The following is a 17,004-nucleotide window of genomic DNA, read 5'->3' on the forward strand; positions in this document are numbered from 1 at the left end:
CAAGCAATCTGTGTGAACACTCAAAAACACGGATGTTTTTGTGTCGACTCGGCACGTATGCCATGTTGTCGACCCAACAAGCGTAAGTTAGTCGTATAGGTAAGGAGGTGATCCAGCCCCAGGTTCCCCTAGGGCTACCTTGTTACGACTTCACCCCAGTCATGAACCACAAAGTGGTGAGCGCCCCCCCGAAGGTTAAGCTACCCACTTCTTTTGCAGCCCACTCCCATGGTGTGACGGGCGGTGTGTACAAGGCCCGGGAACGTATTCACCGTGGCATTCTGATCCACGATTACTAGCGATTCCGACTTCATGGAGTCGAGTTGCAGACTCCAATCCGGACTACGACGAGCTTTGTGAGATTAGCTCCACCTCGCGGCTTTGCAACCCTCTGTACTCGCCATTGTAGCACGTGTGTAGCCCTACTCGTAAGGGCCATGATGACTTGACGTCGTCCCCACCTTCCTCCGGTTTATCACCGGCAGTCTCCCTAGAGTTCCCACCATTACGTGCTGGCAAATAAGGATAGGGGTTGCGCTCGTTGCGGGACTTAACCCAACATTTCACAACACGAGCTGACGACAGCCATGCAGCACCTGTCTCAGAGTTCCCGAAGGCACTAAGCTATCTCTAGCGAATTCTCTGGATGTCAAGAGTAGGTAAGGTTCTTCGCGTTGCATCGAATTAAACCACATGCTCCACCGCTTGTGCGGGCCCCCGTCAATTCATTTGAGTTTTAACCTTGCGGCCGTACTCCCCAGGCGGTCTACTTAATGCGTTAGCTTGAGAGCCCAGTGTTCAAGACACCAAACTCCGAGTAGACATCGTTTACGGCGTGGACTACCAGGGTATCTAATCCTGTTTGCTCCCCACGCTTTCGTGCCTGAGCGTCAGTCTTTGTCCAGGGGGCCGCCTTCGCCACCGGTATTCCTCCAGATCTCTACGCATTTCACCGCTACACCTGGAATTCTACCCCCCTCTACAAGACTCTAGTTCGCCAGTTCGAAATGCAATTCCCAGGTTGAGCCCGGGGCTTTCACATCTCGCTTAACAAACCGCCTGCGCACGCTTTACGCCCAGTAATTCCGATTAACGCTCGGACCCTCCGTATTACCGCGGCTGCTGGCACGGAGTTAGCCGGTCCTTCTTCTGTAGGTAACGTCACAGCAATGGTGTATTAAACCATTACCTTTCCTCCCTACTGAAAGTGCTTTACAACCCGAAGGCCTTCTTCACACACGCGGCATGGCTGCATCAGGGTTTCCCCCATTGTGCAATATTCCCCACTGCTGCCTCCCGTAGGAGTCTGGGCCGTGTCTCAGTCCCAGTGTGGCTGATCATCCTCTCAGAACAGCTAGGGATCGTCGCCTTGGTGAGCCATTACCTCACCAACTAGCTAATCCCACCTAGGTTCATCCAATCGCGGAAGGCCCGAAGGTCCCCTCCTTTCCCCCGTAGGGCGTATGCGGTATTAGCAGTCGTTTCCAACTGTTATCCCCCTCGACTGGGCAGATCCCTAGGCATTACTCACCCGTCCGCCGCTCGCCACCTCAGAAGTAAACTCCCTTGTGCTGCCGCTCGACTTGCATGTGTTAGGCCTGCCGCCAGCGTTCAATCTGAGCCATGATCAAACTCTTCAATTAAAGTTTTGTTGCTTCCGTCTTACGACTTCAGCGGCTCAATGAATTCTGATTTTTTGTTTCCGCCCTCTCTTCATAAAGAGAAGAAAGCGAAACCAAAATTATGTACATATTGCTATGAACACTCTTCATCATTGATTTAATTCTTTGACTGCCAACCCTAAGGTTAAGCAGTTTCGATTAACTCAACACCTGTGAGTGTCCACACAGATTTCTTGTTTTATCTTGTTAAAGAGCAACTCAATATTCGTAAGAGAACTTGAGTACCACACTGAGCGCCGAACGCTTCCAGTTGGCTAGGGCTGCGTATTCTACGCATTTCCCGTTTCGCGTCAAGGAGTATTTTTCAACTTCTTGCTGCGCTTGAATTAAATGCTTAAATCCACTCAATTCAAGCTAACTCGCCAGCTGGCTTTCGCTGTCTGCCGTGTCAGTGGATGCGCATTATAGGGAGCCGGAGATTTTGTGCAAGGGCTTTTTTAATGAAAAAAGATCGCATGGCGATCTTTTAAACAATGGCGATTCTTTTACGTGCAGAGTGTCGATTAATTGGGCTTTTTACTGCCTTTATCGATAAAACCTTGGATTAGTGAGACAGCTTTGGCATCGTCCCAATCAACATAAGATCGAACAAAAGCTATCAATTGGCCCTGTTGATCGAGAATAAATGTCGCTGGAATCGTATCGAGCGGAAAAACATCCCCAAGACTTTGTGGCTGATCGTAATAAGAGTTGAAATTTGGCATACCTAATGAGCTTAAGAACGGCTGGACCTGTTGCTTACCTTCTGCATCAATAGAGATAGGTAATAGTACGAAATCTTCAGCTTTGAACTTAGTCGCTAGCCTTTCGATTGCTGGCAGCTCCCTTACACAGGGTGGACACCAGGTCGCCCACATGTTTACCATAATGATCCTACCTTTAAATTGACTGAAGTCGATGGTTTTACCATCGACGTCATTAAAGGTGACAGGCTCTATTGGGAAAGTCTTTGGCAAGACATTGATCAAATCAACAGTTGATTCCATCGGTTTAGTCGTTTGCTGCATGCCGGGGTACGCATGCGCGACCCCACCAGCAAGTAACGAAAAGAGCGATGACAACAATAATGCCGCTATGACTTTATGCTTCATTTAGTATTACGCTTTAGCAAGGAATCTAACTCACGCTGATCTTCTTCGCTAATTTCATTCGGCACATTACCACTGATGCGTTGTTTACGAATGAAGATAAAACCAATCACTAGCCCAATGAGTAACAAGCCAACGGGACCCAACCAAAGAATGTAGGTCTTGGTTTCCATCTTAGGCTTATAGAGTACAAACTCACCGTAACGGCTGGTCATAAACTCGATGATCTCATCATCCCCTTTGCCTTCGTCTACCATCTTGAAGACTTCAAGACGCAAATCCCGAGCAACCGGTGAGTTTGAGTCAATCAAGTTTTGATTTTGACACTGTGGGCAACGTAGCTCATGTGCTAAAGACAAACCGCGCTTTTGATTTTCAGGCGTTTTGAATTCATAAGTATCAACCGGTGTTGCCATAACGGCGGTCGTCATACTGAATAACAGCACTAGACCTCCCATGATTTTTATCAGCGTTCTCATGATGCGCCATCCTTCGCCGCTTCAGCTTGTAATTGTTGGATCATAGGGTAAAGGGTCTCGCTCCATACGCGTTGATCGATTGGACCCGCATAACGGAAGCGAATAATACCGTTGTGATCAACCACAAAACTTTCAGGCGCACCATAGACGCCAAGGTCTAATCCTAAACGGCCATCTTTATCATAGATATTGACGTTATAGGGGTCGCCCTGACGCTTCAACTCTTCTAATGCGGGAGCACGCTCATCGCGATAGTTGATCCCGTAAATTGGCAGAAGATTTTTACGCTTTAGCATCACTAAGAAAGGATGCTCATATTTACAAGATGGACACCAAGTCGCCCACACATTAAGTAATGACACCTTACCTTTTAACTGCTCATTCGTAATGATCTCAGCAGGTGTTTCTAAGCGTTCCAGTTGGAAAGCCGGAATAGGCTTTCCTTCCAGTGCCGAATCCAGTTGCTGTGGATTCAGGAATAACCCTTTATAGAGAAACACCCCCATGGCGAGAAATATGACCAATGGGATAAACAGAACCAACTTCTTCATACATTCCCCAATTATTGAGCCGTTGCCAATTTTGCTTTATTCGCTAACGGTGCGACGGCTGCAGTGACTTTCGCACGGTAACGTTTATCCGATGCCGCGAAGAATCCACCAATCATCATAAAAATTGCCCCAAACCATAACCAACGCACGAATGGCTTGTAGTTCAAACGAACCGCAAATTCAGTGCTAGTAATTGGATCGCCCATGGTCACATACAAGTCACGGAATAGACCCCAGTCGATCCCCGCTTCTGTCATGTCCATAGTACGCACATTATATTGACGACGGTCTGGCTTGAGTAATGTCAGCAACTCATCACCTTTGTAGACTTCTATCTGTCCTTGCATTGCTGTGTAGTTAGGACCCACTACGTTTTTAGTCTCGAGATACTTAAAGGTATAACCCGCAAGTTCTTGGCTGATACCTGGTCCCATGCGAACACTTTTCTCAATGGAGTAATTCGACACCATAGTGGCACCAATCACAGATACAGCAATACCAAGATGCGCGAAGATCATACCCAGCTGGCTACGGCCCATACGGCTGATGCTGATATCACCTTCTTTCGACTTGACCATATTATAGGCCGCTCTAGCTGTCGCCAGGATAATCCAAGCCGCTGCCGCGATACCAAAGGCAACCCAAGTATTGAATACACCATCGACGATAAATGGCGTCACAATACCGATAGCCGCAGCAATCATTGCAGGGATCAATAACTGACGCTTAAGCTCGCCTGCTTTCGATTTTTTCCAACGGATAATTGGACCAATACCCATAAAGCCAAATAAGACTAATACGATAGGCACAAACACAGCGTTGAAGTATGGAGGTCCTACAGAGATTTTACCCATGCCGAGCGCATCGATGAGCAATGGATAGAGCGTACCCAATAGCACAGTACCTGCGGCAACGGTCAGTAACACATTACAGACCAGTAGCATGGTTTCTTTAGATTTCAGCTCGAAACGGGCTGGGCTGCTCATTTCACTGGCGCGGAAGGCAAACAGTGTCAATGAACCACCAATCGCTAAACCAAGTAACAACAGAATAAACATACCGCGGCTTGGATCAGCTGCGAATGAATGCACTGAGGTTAATACGCCAGAGCGAACAATAAATGTACCAAGCAAACTTAAAGAGAAAGCGAAGATAGACAGTAATACCGTCCAGTTGCGGAAGGCGCCGCGTTTCTCGGTCACAATCAAAGAGTGAACCAGCGCAGTACCCACTAACCAAGGCATGAAAGAAGCGTTCTCTACAGGATCCCAGAACCACCAACCGCCCCAGCCTAATTCATAATATGCCCACCAAGAACCTAACGCGATACCTCCTGTTAGGAAGATCCAAGCGGCTAAGGTCCAAGGACGCGTCCAACGAGCCCATGCAGAATCGAGACGACCGCTCATCAGCGCGGCAATCGCAAATGCAAAGCTCACTGAGAAACCCACATAACCTAAGTACAGCATAGGTGGATGGAAGATTAATCCCACATCCTGCAGCATTGGGTTCAAGTCACGACCTTCGGCAGGGATCGGGAACAAACGTTCGAATGGACTAGAAGTAAGTAACATGAATAAGCTAAAGCCAATCACGATCAGCGCTAATACTGCCAGTACACGCGCAGTAAACACTTCCTCTAAACCTTTACTAAATAAGGCAACCGCTGCAGCCCAAGTCGATAAAGCAAACACCCAGAACAACAGTGACCCTTCATGACCGCCCCATACGGCCGATATCTTAAAGAAGATAGGTAACTGAGAATTAGAGTGATGTGCCACATAAGCGACGGAGAAGTCGTCGACGGCAAAGCTATAAGCCAGTACGACAACAGATACAGTGATAAAAAAGAACATTCCGTACGTTAACGGCCAAGCATACCTAACAAGGTATTGATCTTTACGGGCAACACCTATTAGGGGGACGCTGATTAATAAGAAGGCAAAAGCCACCCCTATTATCAGCGCAAAGTGTCCAAGTTCTGGGATCATGGGTTTTCCTCAGTCTTCAATAATATGTTGATTTAGAAAGACTCTATCTCAACGCACAACATGTTATTCACGCAAATGCACGAAATGTTGCTCATTTTAGTATTTGCTATTGTTCCTGTCTGCCTCTTTCGTACAAAACTGGGTTACTTGTCTCATTCTCAATTTTAGAGGTTGTTGAAAGTCACGGAAGAGACCCAGTTCTGCATGTGACCGACAAATGACACTTAAGTTTCATACAAAATTTACAAGAAGAATCAATTTGTGAACCAGTGCCCAACTATAAGCTTTCAGTACTGGGATTACCTTATATTACTGTTCAATGAACAATCTTTACGTATAATCTTGCTTCCAAGCCTAGCGGTTACTCCGCTTTCTGCAAACTAAAGTGAATATAGAAACAATGACGACATTTTGGATTTTTATTGCGCTTGTTATGTTAGTCGGCCTTATGCTGATTTGGATCCCGCATTTCAGACAGCAAAAATTGCTGAAAACGGAAGAAGCCGGAGTTCGTAAACAAACGAACCTTGAATTGTTCAATGAACGCTTAGCCACTCTTGAAAAAGAATTAAGCGAAGAGCTACTCGATCAAGCCGAATTCGATGCATTGAAAAAAGAGCTTGAAATCAGTCTACTCCAAGACATCAAACAAGCGAGTGATGATTCACTGGTCAACCAAATCAAGCCAAAGACGATTCTGTGGCCGTCGATCATGTCAGTTTGTTTGGTTGTTATCTCAGGCTATCTCTATCAGCACTTAGGCGCCTTTGAGAATATTGAAACTGCCCAGCAACCTGCCAATCCCCATGCGGGAATGGATACAGCCCAAATCATGATGCAACGCGTGCAGATGATGGAGGCTCAAATTAAAGCCGAACCAGAGAACAGCCAACTGTGGTTCAGCTTAGGCCATGCTTATGTATCGGCAAACCAATACGATAAAGCGATTGCGGCTTTCGATAAAGTAATCGAATTGGTCGGAAAACATGCAGAATTGCTCGGTCCCAAAGCGACAGCTATGTATTACAAGGCGGGTCAACAAATGACACCGCAAATCCAAGCGATTATCGATGAATCTTTAGCTATGGATGCTCAAGATCCTTCAACGTTATTACTTGTAGGTATGGATGCATTCTTTACGGCTGATTACAAGAAAGCCATCACCTCTTGGCAAACGATTTTAGATAGCGGTCGTGCCGACGTTGATCGTGCTGCTCTTATGAATGCAATCGAAACCGCTAACTTACGCATGCAGTCGGAAACCGCTGGCATGCCAAATGATGATGCACATAAGCAAGTCAAAGCGAGTGCTAAATCGGTCAATGTCACTATATCTATCTCAGCAGAACTTGCGGCTAAAGCCAGTCCAGAAGACACCATTTTCATCTTTGCCCGTGCAACTGAAGGACCTAAAGTCCCATTAGCTGCAACCAAAGTCAGTGCTAAGTCTTTCCCGATTACAGTGACATTAGATGACAGCAGCGGTATGGGTGGTGATGTGAAGTTAAGCGATGCAGCCAATGTGGAAGTGATTGCTGTACTGTCTAAACAAGGTAATATCAAACCGCAAACGGGTGATATTCAAGGCAAGATCAGTAAAGTCGCCGTAGGCGATACAGCGAACCTAGTACTTGATACTCAAGTGCAATAAATCGCAGTTAATTGCAGATATAAAAAAACCGGCTTTCGCCGGTTTTTTTATATCTGAAGAATTACTTAGCTGTAGACATAAATTTGATAGCAGCTTTGTAATCATCATCAGTACAATCAGTACACATACCGCCTGGTGGCATAGCATTCAGACCGGTTTTCACACTCTTCACTAGAGCGTCAACACCCTTAGCTAAGCGTGGTTCCCATTCTGCAGCGTTGTGTACTTTTGGAGCACCAGCAACACCCATACTGTGGCATACGGTACATGCCTTATTATAAATAGCCTCAGCATCTTGAGCTGAAGCGTTAACTGACATAGTCAAAGCAGCGACAGCAGTCATTGCTAACAGTTTTTTCATGTTCAATGTTCCTAATGCAAATACGTACAAAGCTCGGCGCCGCCCTTACTTAGGCAGACTCATTATAGCCGACTAAGATTACTACAAACTTCAAGAAATCTCATCTTTTTGTGATTAGAATCTCAACACAAAATGAATCAGGCGACAAGGATGACAAATTCGTTAATATATTAGCAAGTCGTAAAAAAGTTCGATAAATATTGCGGTTATTGGAACCACATCATATTGCTGACATCTAGTGCAAACCAAGAGTAAACCCCCAATAACGTTTGTGTTAGAATGACTTGTGTTTCCTTCCGGCTTGAGATAGAGGGTTCAGTGACAAATATAACTAAAGAAACCACATTAGTGTCAGCCAGCAAGCTGACCTGTATCCGCGAAGAACGCATTCTTTTTGATGAGTTAAGTTTTGATATAAATGCCGGTGACATTGTTCAGATTGAAGGCCCTAACGGCGCAGGCAAGACCAGTTTATTACGCATATTGGCGGGCCTTTCTCGCCCCTATGCCGGACAAACTTTTTACATTAATGAAGACATAAACCGTTGCCGCGATGAATACAATGAAGACCTCTTGTATTTAGGCCATTTAGCTGGCGTGAAATGCGAGCTGACTGCCGAAGAAAACCTTAATTTCAATTTAAGAATCAGTGGTTATGATGACTTTGATACGTCAGAGATTTTAGCCAAAGTCAATTTAACGGGCTTTGAAGAAGCTCTCGCGGGGCATTTATCCGCAGGCCAGCATCGCAGAACAGCGCTATCAAGATTGTGGCATAGCAACTGTAAAATTTGGATCCTTGACGAACCTTTTACTGCAATCGATAAAAAAGGCGTCGAAGAACTGGAGCAGTTATTTATTCAGCATGCGGATAATGGTGGTTGTGTGATCCTCACAACTCACCAAGATATGGGCATTATCACAGATGATAAGCTTCGTAAAATTCGTCTCGATTATCGCTTCATATAAGGTCAGGCTCAATGAAAAAAGGCATCAGTTTTACCCAAGCATTTTTCACCTTGCTGCAGCGAGATCTTAAAATTGCTATTCGCCACCGCGGCGACATTTTTAACCCACTGCTATTTTTTATTATGGTTGTTACCTTGTTTCCGCTGGGGATTGGACCAGAGCCGCAAATGTTAGCACGTGTGGCGCCGGGGATAATTTGGGTCGCCGCATTATTAGCATCAATGTTGTCACTTGAAAGGCTTTTCAAAGCCGACTTTAGTGATGGTAGCTTAGAGCAAATGCTATTAAGCCCACAGCCATTAGCCATTCTCGTATTAGCTAAAGTGTTAGCCCACTGGATTTTAACTGGTGTGCCACTGATTATTATCGCACCACTGTTAGCGGTATTACTCAATCTAGACGGCAACAGCTACGGTGCGTTAATTTCAACGCTTGCGCTAGGCACGCCAGTATTGTCGCTGTTAGGTGCTATTGGTGTGGCATTAACCGTCGGTCTAAGGAAAGGCGGCGTGTTACTCAGCTTACTTATTTTGCCCCTATATATCCCAGTACTCATTTTTGCAACGAGTGCCATAGACGCGGCAGGAATGAATTTACCCTATGATGGTCAGCTCGCTATAATAGGCGCTATGCTGGTCGGATCGTTAACCTTAGCACCTTTTGCAATTGGTGCATCTCTGCGAGTGAGTACTAACTAAAATGTGGAAATGGTTACACCCTTACGCGGATCCTGAACGCGCATATAAATTATCAGGAACTTTATTTCCATGGTTTGCGATCTTAGCCGGTCTATTGATTGCTGTTGGCACTACATGGGGACTAGTCTTCGCGCCGACGGATTACCAGCAGGGTGATAGCTACCGTATTATATTTATCCATGTTCCTGCAGCGTCTATGTCAATGGCGGCTTATATGGGTATGGCAACAGCAGCCTTTATCGGTCTAGTTTGGCAGATAAAACTTGCCGACTGGGCAGCGGCTTCTATTGCGCCTATTGGTGCAGTGATCACCTTTATTGCTCTCTTTACCGGTGCAGCTTGGGGCAAACCTATGTGGGGCGCTTGGTGGGTATGGGATGCACGCTTAACCTCAGAGCTAGTATTACTGTTCTTATATCTAGGTGTTATCTCACTCTATGCTTCATTTGAGGATAAAGTGCTCGCTGCTCGTGCTGCAGGGATCCTCGCGATTGTGGGTGTAATTAACATCCCAATCATCAAATACTCAGTTGAATGGTGGAGCTCATTGCATCAGCCATCGACTATCCGCATTACCGAGAAATCGACAATGTCGACGGAAATGCTCTATCCACTGTTAATCAATATGCTTGGCTTCGGTCTCATGATAGGTGCCATCACTATTGTGCGATTCAAGGCAGAAATTTTAGCAAGAAATGGCATGCGCCCTTGGGTGCGTGAACTAGCTAAGGCTGAGGAGGTCAAATAATGCAATTCGATTCGATCAGTGATTTTTTTAACATGGGCGGCTATGCATTCTATGTATGGCTATCCTACGGAGTAACCTTCTTTTGCCTGTCAACGCTTATCATTACCAGCGCACGCCAAAAGCGTAAGGTATTAATTGAAATAGCGAAGAAAATGGATAGAGAAGAACGCCTAAAAGAAACTAGGAGTACCAAATCGTGAACCCAAGACGCAAAAAAAGACTGACGTTAGCAGTAGCATTAATCGGTGGTGTTGCCGCGATTACTTCGCTTTTGCTTTATGCGCTGAACTCCAACTTAAACTTATTTTATACACCGTCTGAAATTGTCCACGGCAAAACAGATACCGGCGTTAAACCTGAAATTGGTCAGCGCATTCGTGTCGGTGGTATGGTAACTGTTGGTTCAATGGTACGGGATCCTAAGAGTTTACATGTACAATTCGCAGTACATGATTCACTCGGCGGCGAAATACAGGTCACCTATGACGATCTCTTACCTGACCTATTTCGTGAAGGACAAGGTATTGTGGCGCAAGGTGTGCTTGGAGCAGATGGTAAGCTAGAAGCGACTGAAGTACTGGCTAAGCATGATGAAAACTACATGCCACCAGAAGTTGCCGAAGCAATGGGCCAAAAGCATGAGAAGTTGGATTACAGCCAACAAAAGGCACCCAACACGAATTAAGCCGTTAATATAATAGCAATAACATACAAACTAAGCCTCCTAGTCTAATTACTAGTGAGGCTTTTTTATTTTCTCAATCTAGAGAATTAAAGGTGAACTATACTCAAAACAGCATCAAAACCTAAGACTGCGTATGATTCAAATCGCACCATTAAACATAAGCTTGCTTTGTATTGGTCTACTCTTATGCCTTTTAAGCATTTCACAAAACGCCAATGCAGCTAAAGTCGTTGTCATCGAAAGCTATCATCAAGGCTATCAATGGGACCAAGAATATAGCCGAGCGATTAATGACACGCTCAGCCCTTTACACGATGTTAGCTATTTCGAAATGGATACCAAGCGCATACCAAAGGAGCAATTTGGCGAAAGGGCTGATTTAGCGTGGAAGTACATCCAAAGCCAAGTACCTCAACTGGTTATTCTCGCCGATGATAATGCGGTTAACCTGTTACATCAGCGCCTCAATGACAGCTTAATTCCTGTCGTTTATCTCGGGGTGAATATGAACCCAAGGGCCTATCATCTCAACGAGCACAAGCGATTTACAGGGGTCATAGAAAGACCGCTGCTACGACGCTCTCTGCTGCTTATTCAACGCATACTCCCACAGACTATACACCGCAAAATACTCGTGCTGTTCGATCAAGGTGTGACTTCAGACTCAGCCGTAGAATACATCAGCAAGCAACACTCTAGTATTTTGGGTGATATCGAAGTGAATCTGGTGCAATTGTCACAGCTAGCAGATTGGCAGCAACAGGTATTGACGGCGAAAAAGCAAGGCTATAACGCCATTGTCGTAGCGCTATACCATACAGTAAGAGATGCAGAGAATCGTTCTGTTGATGCGGATCAGCTACTAAAATGGATATCTGAACATACCCCAGTACCCAATTTCGGGTTTTGGGGATTCAGTGTCTCCGCCGAGGGTAATATTGGCGGCTACGTACTCGATGGCTATCATCATGGCAAGATAGCAGCCAATATGGCATTGAAAATACTGGCAGGCGATAAACCCGAGAATATCTTTCCAGTGACAGATGATCTTGGAAAATACATGTTTAGTCAGCAAGGCTTGGTAAGATGGAATATATCCCTACCGAAAGACATAGAGAAAAATACACTGTGGGTAGAGTAGAAAAATGGATATAAAAAAGCCGGGCATTGCCCGGCTTTTTAAAAGTGTAACCTTAATTACTCAGCAGCTTCAACATCAACAGCTTGAGCAGCTTCTGGACGGCCAACTAGCTCGATGTAAGCCATAGGGGCTTTATCACCAGCACGTAAACCGCACTTAAGGATACGGGTATAGCCACCAGGACGTTCCTGGTAACGTGGACCCAACTCAGTAAATAACTTACCAACGACTTCAGCGTCGCGAGTACGTGCAAACGCTAAACGACGGTTTGCAACGCTGTCACTTTTAGCAAGTGTTATCAGAGGCTCAACTACGCGACGCAGTTCTTTCGCTTTAGCCACAGTTGTCTTGATGATCTCATGACGAACTAGTGAACCGGCCATGTTGCGAAACATGGCTTGGCGATGACTGCTGTTACGGTTTAGTTGACGACCACTCTTACGATGGCGCATGACCTAATCCTTATAACCTAAATCTGTACAAACCTGAGACTTATAGGTCGTCTGCTAAACTAGCTGGAGGCCAGTTTTCCAAACGCATACCTAACGACAGTCCGCGAGAAGCTAAAACGTCCTTAATTTCAGTAAGAGACTTCTTACCTAAGTTAGGGGTCTTCAGCAACTCAACTTCAGTGCGCTGTACCAGATCTCCGATGTAATGAATCGCTTCGGCTTTCAAGCAGTTAGCCGAACGTACAGTTAGCTCTAAATCGTCGACAGGACGCAGCAGAATCGGATCGAATTCCGGCTTCTCTTCTTTCAGCTCTGGCTCAGTCACGTCACGTAATTCAACAAACGCATCTAGCTGTTCAGCTAAAATTGTTGCAGAACGACGGATAGCTTCCTCAGGATCGATAGTACCGTTTGTGGTCATATCGATAACGAGTTTATCTAAGTCAGTACGCTGTTCTACACGTGCAGCTTCTACATTGTAGGCAATACGCGCAACTGGCGAGAAAGAAGCATCAACCAGCAAGCGGCCGATTGGGCGATCATCGTCTTCAGTCTGTGCACGAGCAGATGCTGGTACATAGCCACGACCACGCTCAACGCGAATACGCATGCTGATATCATTGTTACCTGTCAGGTGACAGATAATATGATCAGGATTCACGATAGTGACATCACCATCATGCGTGATATCTGCTGCGATGACAGGGCCTGCGCCGGACTTGCTCAACGTAAGCATAGCCTCGTCTTTACCCTCGATAGTCACTGCTAACCCTTTCAGGTTTAACAAGATCTCAAGGATATCTTCTTGAACGCCTTCCTTACTGCTGTATTCGTGCAGTACACCGTCAATCTCGACTTCGGTAACCGCGCAGCCGGGCATAGACGACAATAGGATGCGACGCAACGCGTTACCTAAAGTGTGGCCGAAACCACGCTCAAGTGGTTCCAATGTAACCTTGGCACGTGTTGAGTTAACCTGCTCGATATCAACGAGACGCGGTTTAAGAAATTCTGTAACAGAACCCTGCATTGTGTCCTCTCTTGTTTGTTAGCCTTACTTAGAGTAAAGCTCGACGATCAGCTGTTCGTTAATTTCCGCAGACAAATCGCTACGTTCTGGAACGCGCTTGAAAGCACCTTCCATTTTCGCGCTGTCGACTTCAACCCATGTAGGCTTCTCGCGTTGAGCTGCCACTTCTAAAGCCGCTTTAATACGAGCTTGAGTACGTGACTTCTCGCGGATGCTCACAACATCATTCGCAGACACTTTGAATGATGGAATGTTAACAACACGACCGTTAACCATAATTGATTTATGGCTCACTAGCTGACGTGATTCTGCACGAGTTGCACCGAAGCCCATACGATAAACGACGTTATCAAGACGGGTTTCTAAAAGCTGAAGCAGGTTTTCACCTGTGTTGCCTTTAGTACGTGCAGCATCTTTGTAATAGTTACGGAATTGTTTTTCTAACACACCGTAAATACGACGAACTTTTTGTTTTTCGCGTAACTGAGTACCATACTCTGACAAACGTGGCTTACGAGCGCCATGTTGTCCAGGTGCAGTTTCCAGTTTACACTTTGAATCGATTGCTCTCACACCGCTTTTTAAGAAAAGGTCTGTACCTTCTCGGCGGCTGAGCTTGAGCTTGGGACCCAAGTATCTTGCCATGATCTTTCTCCAACTATCCTAATGAAACGACGTTATACACGACGCTTTTTAGGAGGACGACAACCATTATGAGGGATCGGCGTCACATCGGTAATGTTGGTAATTTTATAACCAACAGCGTTCAGCGCACGAATGGCTGACTCACGACCTGGACCTGGACCCTTCACAAACACTTCAAGGTTTTTTAAACCGTAGTCTTGAGCAGCAGCACCTGCACGCTCAGCAGCCACCTGTGCAGCAAATGGAGTAGATTTACGTGAACCACGGAAACCTGAACCACCTGAAGTAGCCCATGACAACGCATTACCTTGACGATCTGTAATGGTGACAATAGTGTTGTTGAAAGAAGCATGGATATGAGCCATGCCATCTGCAACCTGTTTACGTACGCGCTTACGCGGAGAACGTGACGGAACTTTAGCCATTGCTTTACCTTCCCGTTACTTTCTAATTGGTTTACGTGGACCTTTACGCGTACGCGCATTGGTCTTAGTACGTTGCCCACGGAGAGGCAGGCTACGGCGATGGCGGAGACCACGATAACAACCAAGATCCATAAGACGCTTGATGTTCATTGAAATCTCACGACGTAAGTCACCTTCTACTAGGTATTTAGCGACTTCTTCGCGTAGTGTGTCTATTTGAGCTTCGCTCAATTCCTTGATCTTAGCAGTTTCAGCGATTGCTGTAGCCGCGCAGATTGCTCTAGCGCGAGTACGGCCGATGCCGAAAATTGCAGTCAATGCGATGACTGTATGCTTTTGATCAGGAATGTTAATGCCAGCGATACGGGCCACTATGCACTCCTTAAAGTTAAAGGCCAACTGCGAAAAGCCCGAAAGGATACTCGACAGTCGACAGATTTGCAAACAAAATTTTGTTCAGCCCAATTCATGGGCTGAACAAATTACTTTTTAGCCTTGACGCTGTTTGTGTTTTGGTTCAACACAGATAACGCGTACAACGCCACTACGCTTGACGATCTTGCAGTTACGGCAGATCTTCTTCACGGAAGCTCGAACTTTCATTTCATCACTCCGTAAAGCTACTTAGCGACCAAAGCGATCTAAATTCGCTTTGTTTACTAGGTTAGCTTTCTTCATCACAGACTCATACTGATGAGACATCATATGCGTCTGAACCTGAGCCATGAAGTCCATGATCACGACTACCATAATGAGTAGTGAAGTACCGCCAAAATAGAACTGTACTTTCCACGCGATTAACATGAACTCCGGAATTAAGCAGATAAAGGTTATGTATAACGCGCCTGCCAATGTCAAACGGGTCATAACTTTATCAATGTAACGCGAAGTCTGTTCTCCAGGACGGATCCCAGGGATGAATGCACCACTCTTCTTCAAGTTATCAGCTGTTTCACGTGGGTTAAACACCAACGCTGTATAGAAGAAACAGAAAAAGATAATCGCTGTTGCATATAATAATGAGTAAAGCGGTTGTCCAGGTGACACAGCCAGTGAAAAATCACTTAACCATGACATAGACTCATTTTGACCGAACCACTGAGCCAGTGTTCCAGGGAACAAAATGATGCTTGACGCAAAAATTGGCGGAATAACACCTGCCATGTTTATTTTCAGCGGTAAGTGGGTACTTTGCGCAGCGAACACCTTACGGCCTTGCTGACGCTTTGCATAGTTAACGACGATACGACGCTGACCACGTTCCACGAACACTACAAAATAAGTCACTGCAAACACAATTACCGCGAGCAACAACAATACTAACACATTCAAGTCACCTTGACGCGCCTGCTCAGCCGTTTGGCCGATAGCGGAAGGTAATCCAGCAACAATACCTGCGAAAATTAAAATCGAGATACCGTTACCTATACCACGTTCGGTAATCTGCTCACCTAGCCACATAAGGAACATAGTTCCTGTCACTAAGCTCACAACCGCAACAAAGTAGAATCCAAATCCAATGTTGACCACAAGGCCTGGCACTAAGTTTGGTAACCCGGTTGCAATACCGACCGACTGGAATGTACCCAGCACTAAGGTACCCCATCTGGTATATTGACTGATTTTCTTACGTCCTGATTCGCCTTCCTTTTTCAATTCAGCGAGTGCAGGATGTACGACAGTCAACAGTTGCATGATAATCGATGCCGAAATGTACGGCATAATACCTAATGCAAAGATAGAGGCACGCTCAAGGGCACCACCCGAGAACATGTTAAACATGCCAAGGATGGTTCCACTTTGCTGAGCAAACAGCTCTGCTAATACAGCTGCGTCAATACCAGGAATTGGCACAAACGAACCGGCTCTAAAGACGATAATCGCACCAATCACGAACAGGAGGCGAGCTTTCAATTCTGAAAGTCCACCTTTCGCGCTTTTTAAATCAAGTCCTGGTTTTGCCATCGACGTATTATTCCTCGATCTTACCGCCGGCAGCTTCAATAGCTGCACGTGCACCTTTGGTTACCTTCAGACCTTTAACAGTCACAGGGCGCTCAATGGTACCTGAAAGAACAATTTTCGCAAACTGGATGTTGCGAGTTATAACGTTCGCATCTTTCAGAGCGTTTAAGTCGATAACATCACCGTTAACTTTTGCCAGTTCGAGTACACGAACTTCAGCTGTTACCATAGCGCGACGCGAGGTAAAACCAAATTTAGGTAAACGGATTTTAAGTGGCATTTGACCACCTTCAAATCCTGGGCGTACACCGCCACCAGAACGAGACTTTTGGCCTTTATGACCACGACCCGCTGTTTTACCTAGACCTGAGCCCATACCACGGCCTACACGCTTTGGTGCATGCTTAGAGCCTGCAGCTGGAGATAGAGTATTTAAACGCATC

Annotated in this window: 20 protein-coding genes and 1 rRNA gene; 7 read left to right on the forward strand and 14 right to left on the reverse strand. The window is 45.8% G+C overall.

Annotated elements, in window-relative coordinates:
- Window positions 1-100: 100 nt before the first annotated feature.
- From AYJ58_RS01540 to AYJ58_RS01560, 5 genes are all read right to left on the reverse strand, one after another.
- Window positions 101-1,643, reverse strand: a 16S ribosomal RNA gene (locus AYJ58_RS01540).
- Between the two features lie 542 nt (window positions 1,644-2,185).
- Window positions 2,186-2,773, reverse strand: coding sequence for a TlpA disulfide reductase family protein (locus tag AYJ58_RS01545; protein ID WP_106648447.1), 588 nt, complete (start codon window positions 2,771-2,773; stop codon window positions 2,186-2,188).
- Window positions 2,770-3,249 carry a heme lyase NrfEFG subunit NrfF gene (nrfF, locus tag AYJ58_RS01550; protein WP_106648448.1) on the reverse strand — a complete coding sequence of 160 codons (480 nt, stop codon included), beginning with the start codon at window positions 3,247-3,249 and terminating at the stop codon, window positions 2,770-2,772. Before nrfF ends, AYJ58_RS01545 begins: the two co-directional genes overlap by 4 nt.
- Window positions 3,246-3,800, reverse strand: coding sequence for a DsbE family thiol:disulfide interchange protein (locus tag AYJ58_RS01555; RefSeq protein ID WP_006079711.1), 555 nt, complete (start codon window positions 3,798-3,800; stop codon window positions 3,246-3,248). Before AYJ58_RS01555 ends, nrfF begins: the two co-directional genes overlap by 4 nt.
- An 11-nt stretch (window positions 3,801-3,811) precedes the next feature.
- Entirely contained in the window at window positions 3,812-5,791 is a 1,980-nt protein-coding gene (locus AYJ58_RS01560) for a heme lyase CcmF/NrfE family subunit (protein ID WP_106648449.1), read from the reverse strand.
- A 400-nt stretch (window positions 5,792-6,191) separates the two neighbouring features.
- Between AYJ58_RS01560 and ccmI the strand changes: the two genes are divergently transcribed.
- The gene (gene ccmI / locus AYJ58_RS01565) at window positions 6,192-7,442 is read left to right on the forward strand and encodes a c-type cytochrome biogenesis protein CcmI (RefSeq protein WP_106648450.1); all 1,251 of its coding nucleotides are present in this window, start codon (window positions 6,192-6,194) and stop codon (window positions 7,440-7,442) included.
- Between the two features lie 61 nt (window positions 7,443-7,503).
- Here the strand turns inward: ccmI and AYJ58_RS01570 are convergent, their stop codons facing one another.
- Window positions 7,504-7,803 (reverse strand): c-type cytochrome, encoded by a 300-nt coding sequence (locus tag AYJ58_RS01570; protein ID WP_105251041.1) that lies wholly within the window; start codon window positions 7,801-7,803, stop codon window positions 7,504-7,506.
- Between the two features lie 318 nt (window positions 7,804-8,121).
- Between AYJ58_RS01570 and ccmA the strand changes: the two genes are divergently transcribed.
- The 6 genes from ccmA (at window position 8,122) to AYJ58_RS01600 (ending at window position 12,044) form a co-directional block, all read left to right on the forward strand.
- A complete protein-coding gene (ccmA, locus tag AYJ58_RS01575) occupies window positions 8,122-8,772 on the forward strand; it encodes a cytochrome c biogenesis heme-transporting ATPase CcmA (protein WP_106648451.1) in 651 nt (216 codons plus the stop codon).
- Between the two features lie 11 nt (window positions 8,773-8,783).
- The gene (gene ccmB, locus AYJ58_RS01580; protein WP_106648452.1) at window positions 8,784-9,470 is read left to right on the forward strand and encodes a heme exporter protein CcmB; all 687 of its coding nucleotides are present in this window, start codon (window positions 8,784-8,786) and stop codon (window positions 9,468-9,470) included.
- 1 nt (window position 9,471) lies between these two features.
- A complete protein-coding gene (locus AYJ58_RS01585; protein ID WP_106648453.1) occupies window positions 9,472-10,218 on the forward strand; it encodes a heme ABC transporter permease in 747 nt (248 codons plus the stop codon).
- A complete protein-coding gene (ccmD, locus tag AYJ58_RS01590; protein ID WP_011982116.1) occupies window positions 10,218-10,418 on the forward strand; it encodes a heme exporter protein CcmD in 201 nt (66 codons plus the stop codon). Before AYJ58_RS01585 ends, ccmD begins: the two co-directional genes overlap by 1 nt.
- Window positions 10,415-10,903 (forward strand): cytochrome c maturation protein CcmE, encoded by a 489-nt coding sequence (gene ccmE, locus AYJ58_RS01595; protein ID WP_106648454.1) that lies wholly within the window; start codon window positions 10,415-10,417, stop codon window positions 10,901-10,903. Before ccmD ends, ccmE begins: the two co-directional genes overlap by 4 nt.
- A 133-nt stretch (window positions 10,904-11,036) precedes the next feature.
- The gene (locus tag AYJ58_RS01600) at window positions 11,037-12,044 is read left to right on the forward strand and encodes an ABC transporter substrate-binding protein (RefSeq protein ID WP_106648455.1); all 1,008 of its coding nucleotides are present in this window, start codon (window positions 11,037-11,039) and stop codon (window positions 12,042-12,044) included.
- 56 nt (window positions 12,045-12,100) lie between these two features.
- Here AYJ58_RS01600 and rplQ read toward each other — a convergent pair whose 3' ends face one another.
- The 8 genes from rplQ to rplO all read right to left on the reverse strand — a co-directional run bounded on the left by rplQ (window position 12,101) and on the right by rplO (window position 17,003).
- Window positions 12,101-12,496 (reverse strand): 50S ribosomal protein L17, encoded by a 396-nt coding sequence (gene rplQ, locus AYJ58_RS01605; protein WP_006083573.1) that lies wholly within the window; start codon window positions 12,494-12,496, stop codon window positions 12,101-12,103.
- Window positions 12,497-12,536: 40 nt separating this feature from the next.
- A complete protein-coding gene (locus AYJ58_RS01610; RefSeq protein WP_006083574.1) occupies window positions 12,537-13,526 on the reverse strand; it encodes a DNA-directed RNA polymerase subunit alpha in 990 nt (329 codons plus the stop codon).
- Window positions 13,527-13,550: 24 nt separating this feature from the next.
- Window positions 13,551-14,171: a 30S ribosomal protein S4 gene (gene rpsD, locus AYJ58_RS01615; RefSeq protein WP_106648456.1), complete on the reverse strand. Its 621-nt coding sequence runs from the start codon at window positions 14,169-14,171 to the stop codon at window positions 13,551-13,553.
- A 32-nt stretch (window positions 14,172-14,203) separates the two neighbouring features.
- Window positions 14,204-14,596 (reverse strand): 30S ribosomal protein S11, encoded by a 393-nt coding sequence (gene rpsK / locus AYJ58_RS01620; protein ID WP_006083577.1) that lies wholly within the window; start codon window positions 14,594-14,596, stop codon window positions 14,204-14,206.
- A gap of 15 nt (window positions 14,597-14,611) precedes the next feature.
- Window positions 14,612-14,968, reverse strand: a complete 357-nt coding sequence (gene rpsM / locus AYJ58_RS01625) for a 30S ribosomal protein S13 (RefSeq protein WP_011787581.1) — start codon at window positions 14,966-14,968, stop codon at window positions 14,612-14,614.
- Between the two features lie 117 nt (window positions 14,969-15,085).
- Window positions 15,086-15,199 (reverse strand): 50S ribosomal protein L36, encoded by a 114-nt coding sequence (rpmJ, locus tag AYJ58_RS01630; protein ID WP_006083579.1) that lies wholly within the window; start codon window positions 15,197-15,199, stop codon window positions 15,086-15,088.
- A gap of 21 nt (window positions 15,200-15,220) precedes the next feature.
- Window positions 15,221-16,561, reverse strand: a complete 1,341-nt coding sequence (gene secY / locus AYJ58_RS01635) for a preprotein translocase subunit SecY (protein ID WP_007644459.1) — start codon at window positions 16,559-16,561, stop codon at window positions 15,221-15,223.
- A 7-nt stretch (window positions 16,562-16,568) separates the two neighbouring features.
- Window positions 16,569-17,003, reverse strand: coding sequence for a 50S ribosomal protein L15 (gene rplO, locus AYJ58_RS01640; protein WP_006083581.1), 435 nt, complete (start codon window positions 17,001-17,003; stop codon window positions 16,569-16,571).
- Between the last annotated feature and the right edge of the window lies 1 nt (window position 17,004).

This window comes from Shewanella sp. Pdp11, assembly GCF_002838165.1.
Lineage (GTDB): Bacteria > Pseudomonadota > Gammaproteobacteria > Enterobacterales > Shewanellaceae > Shewanella > Shewanella hafniensis.

Excerpts from the sequence above, each read along its gene's own strand:
- ccmB (WP_106648452.1), top strand. The coding sequence starts at position 8,784 with ATGAAAAAAGGCATCAGTTTTACCCAAGCATTTTTCACCTTGCTGCAG.
- AYJ58_RS01560 (WP_106648449.1), bottom strand. The coding sequence starts at position 5,791 with ATGATCCCAGAACTTGGACACTTTGCGCTGATAATAGGGGTGGCTTTT.
- secY (WP_007644459.1), bottom strand. The coding sequence starts at position 16,561 with ATGGCAAAACCAGGACTTGATTTAAAAAGCGCGAAAGGTGGACTTTCA.
- AYJ58_RS01555 (WP_006079711.1), bottom strand. The coding sequence starts at position 3,800 with ATGAAGAAGTTGGTTCTGTTTATCCCATTGGTCATATTTCTCGCCATG.
- ccmD (WP_011982116.1), top strand. The coding sequence starts at position 10,218 with ATGCAATTCGATTCGATCAGTGATTTTTTTAACATGGGCGGCTATGCA.
- rplO (WP_006083581.1), bottom strand. The coding sequence starts at position 17,003 with ATGCGTTTAAATACTCTATCTCCAGCTGCAGGCTCTAAGCATGCACCA.
- AYJ58_RS01570 (WP_105251041.1), bottom strand. The coding sequence starts at position 7,803 with ATGAAAAAACTGTTAGCAATGACTGCTGTCGCTGCTTTGACTATGTCA.
- rplQ (WP_006083573.1), bottom strand. The coding sequence starts at position 12,496 with ATGCGCCATCGTAAGAGTGGTCGTCAACTAAACCGTAACAGCAGTCAT.
- rpsD (WP_106648456.1), bottom strand. The coding sequence starts at position 14,171 with ATGGCAAGATACTTGGGTCCCAAGCTCAAGCTCAGCCGCCGAGAAGGT.
- AYJ58_RS01600 (WP_106648455.1), top strand. The coding sequence starts at position 11,037 with ATGATTCAAATCGCACCATTAAACATAAGCTTGCTTTGTATTGGTCTA.
- ccmI (WP_106648450.1), top strand. The coding sequence starts at position 6,192 with ATGACGACATTTTGGATTTTTATTGCGCTTGTTATGTTAGTCGGCCTT.
- AYJ58_RS01545 (WP_106648447.1), bottom strand. The coding sequence starts at position 2,773 with ATGAAGCATAAAGTCATAGCGGCATTATTGTTGTCATCGCTCTTTTCG.
- AYJ58_RS01585 (WP_106648453.1), top strand. The coding sequence starts at position 9,472 with ATGTGGAAATGGTTACACCCTTACGCGGATCCTGAACGCGCATATAAA.
- AYJ58_RS01610 (WP_006083574.1), bottom strand. The coding sequence starts at position 13,526 with ATGCAGGGTTCTGTTACAGAATTTCTTAAACCGCGTCTCGTTGATATC.
- rpsK (WP_006083577.1), bottom strand. The coding sequence starts at position 14,596 with ATGGCTAAAGTTCCGTCACGTTCTCCGCGTAAGCGCGTACGTAAACAG.
- nrfF (WP_106648448.1), bottom strand. The coding sequence starts at position 3,249 with ATGAGAACGCTGATAAAAATCATGGGAGGTCTAGTGCTGTTATTCAGT.
- rpmJ (WP_006083579.1), bottom strand. The coding sequence starts at position 15,199 with ATGAAAGTTCGAGCTTCCGTGAAGAAGATCTGCCGTAACTGCAAGATC.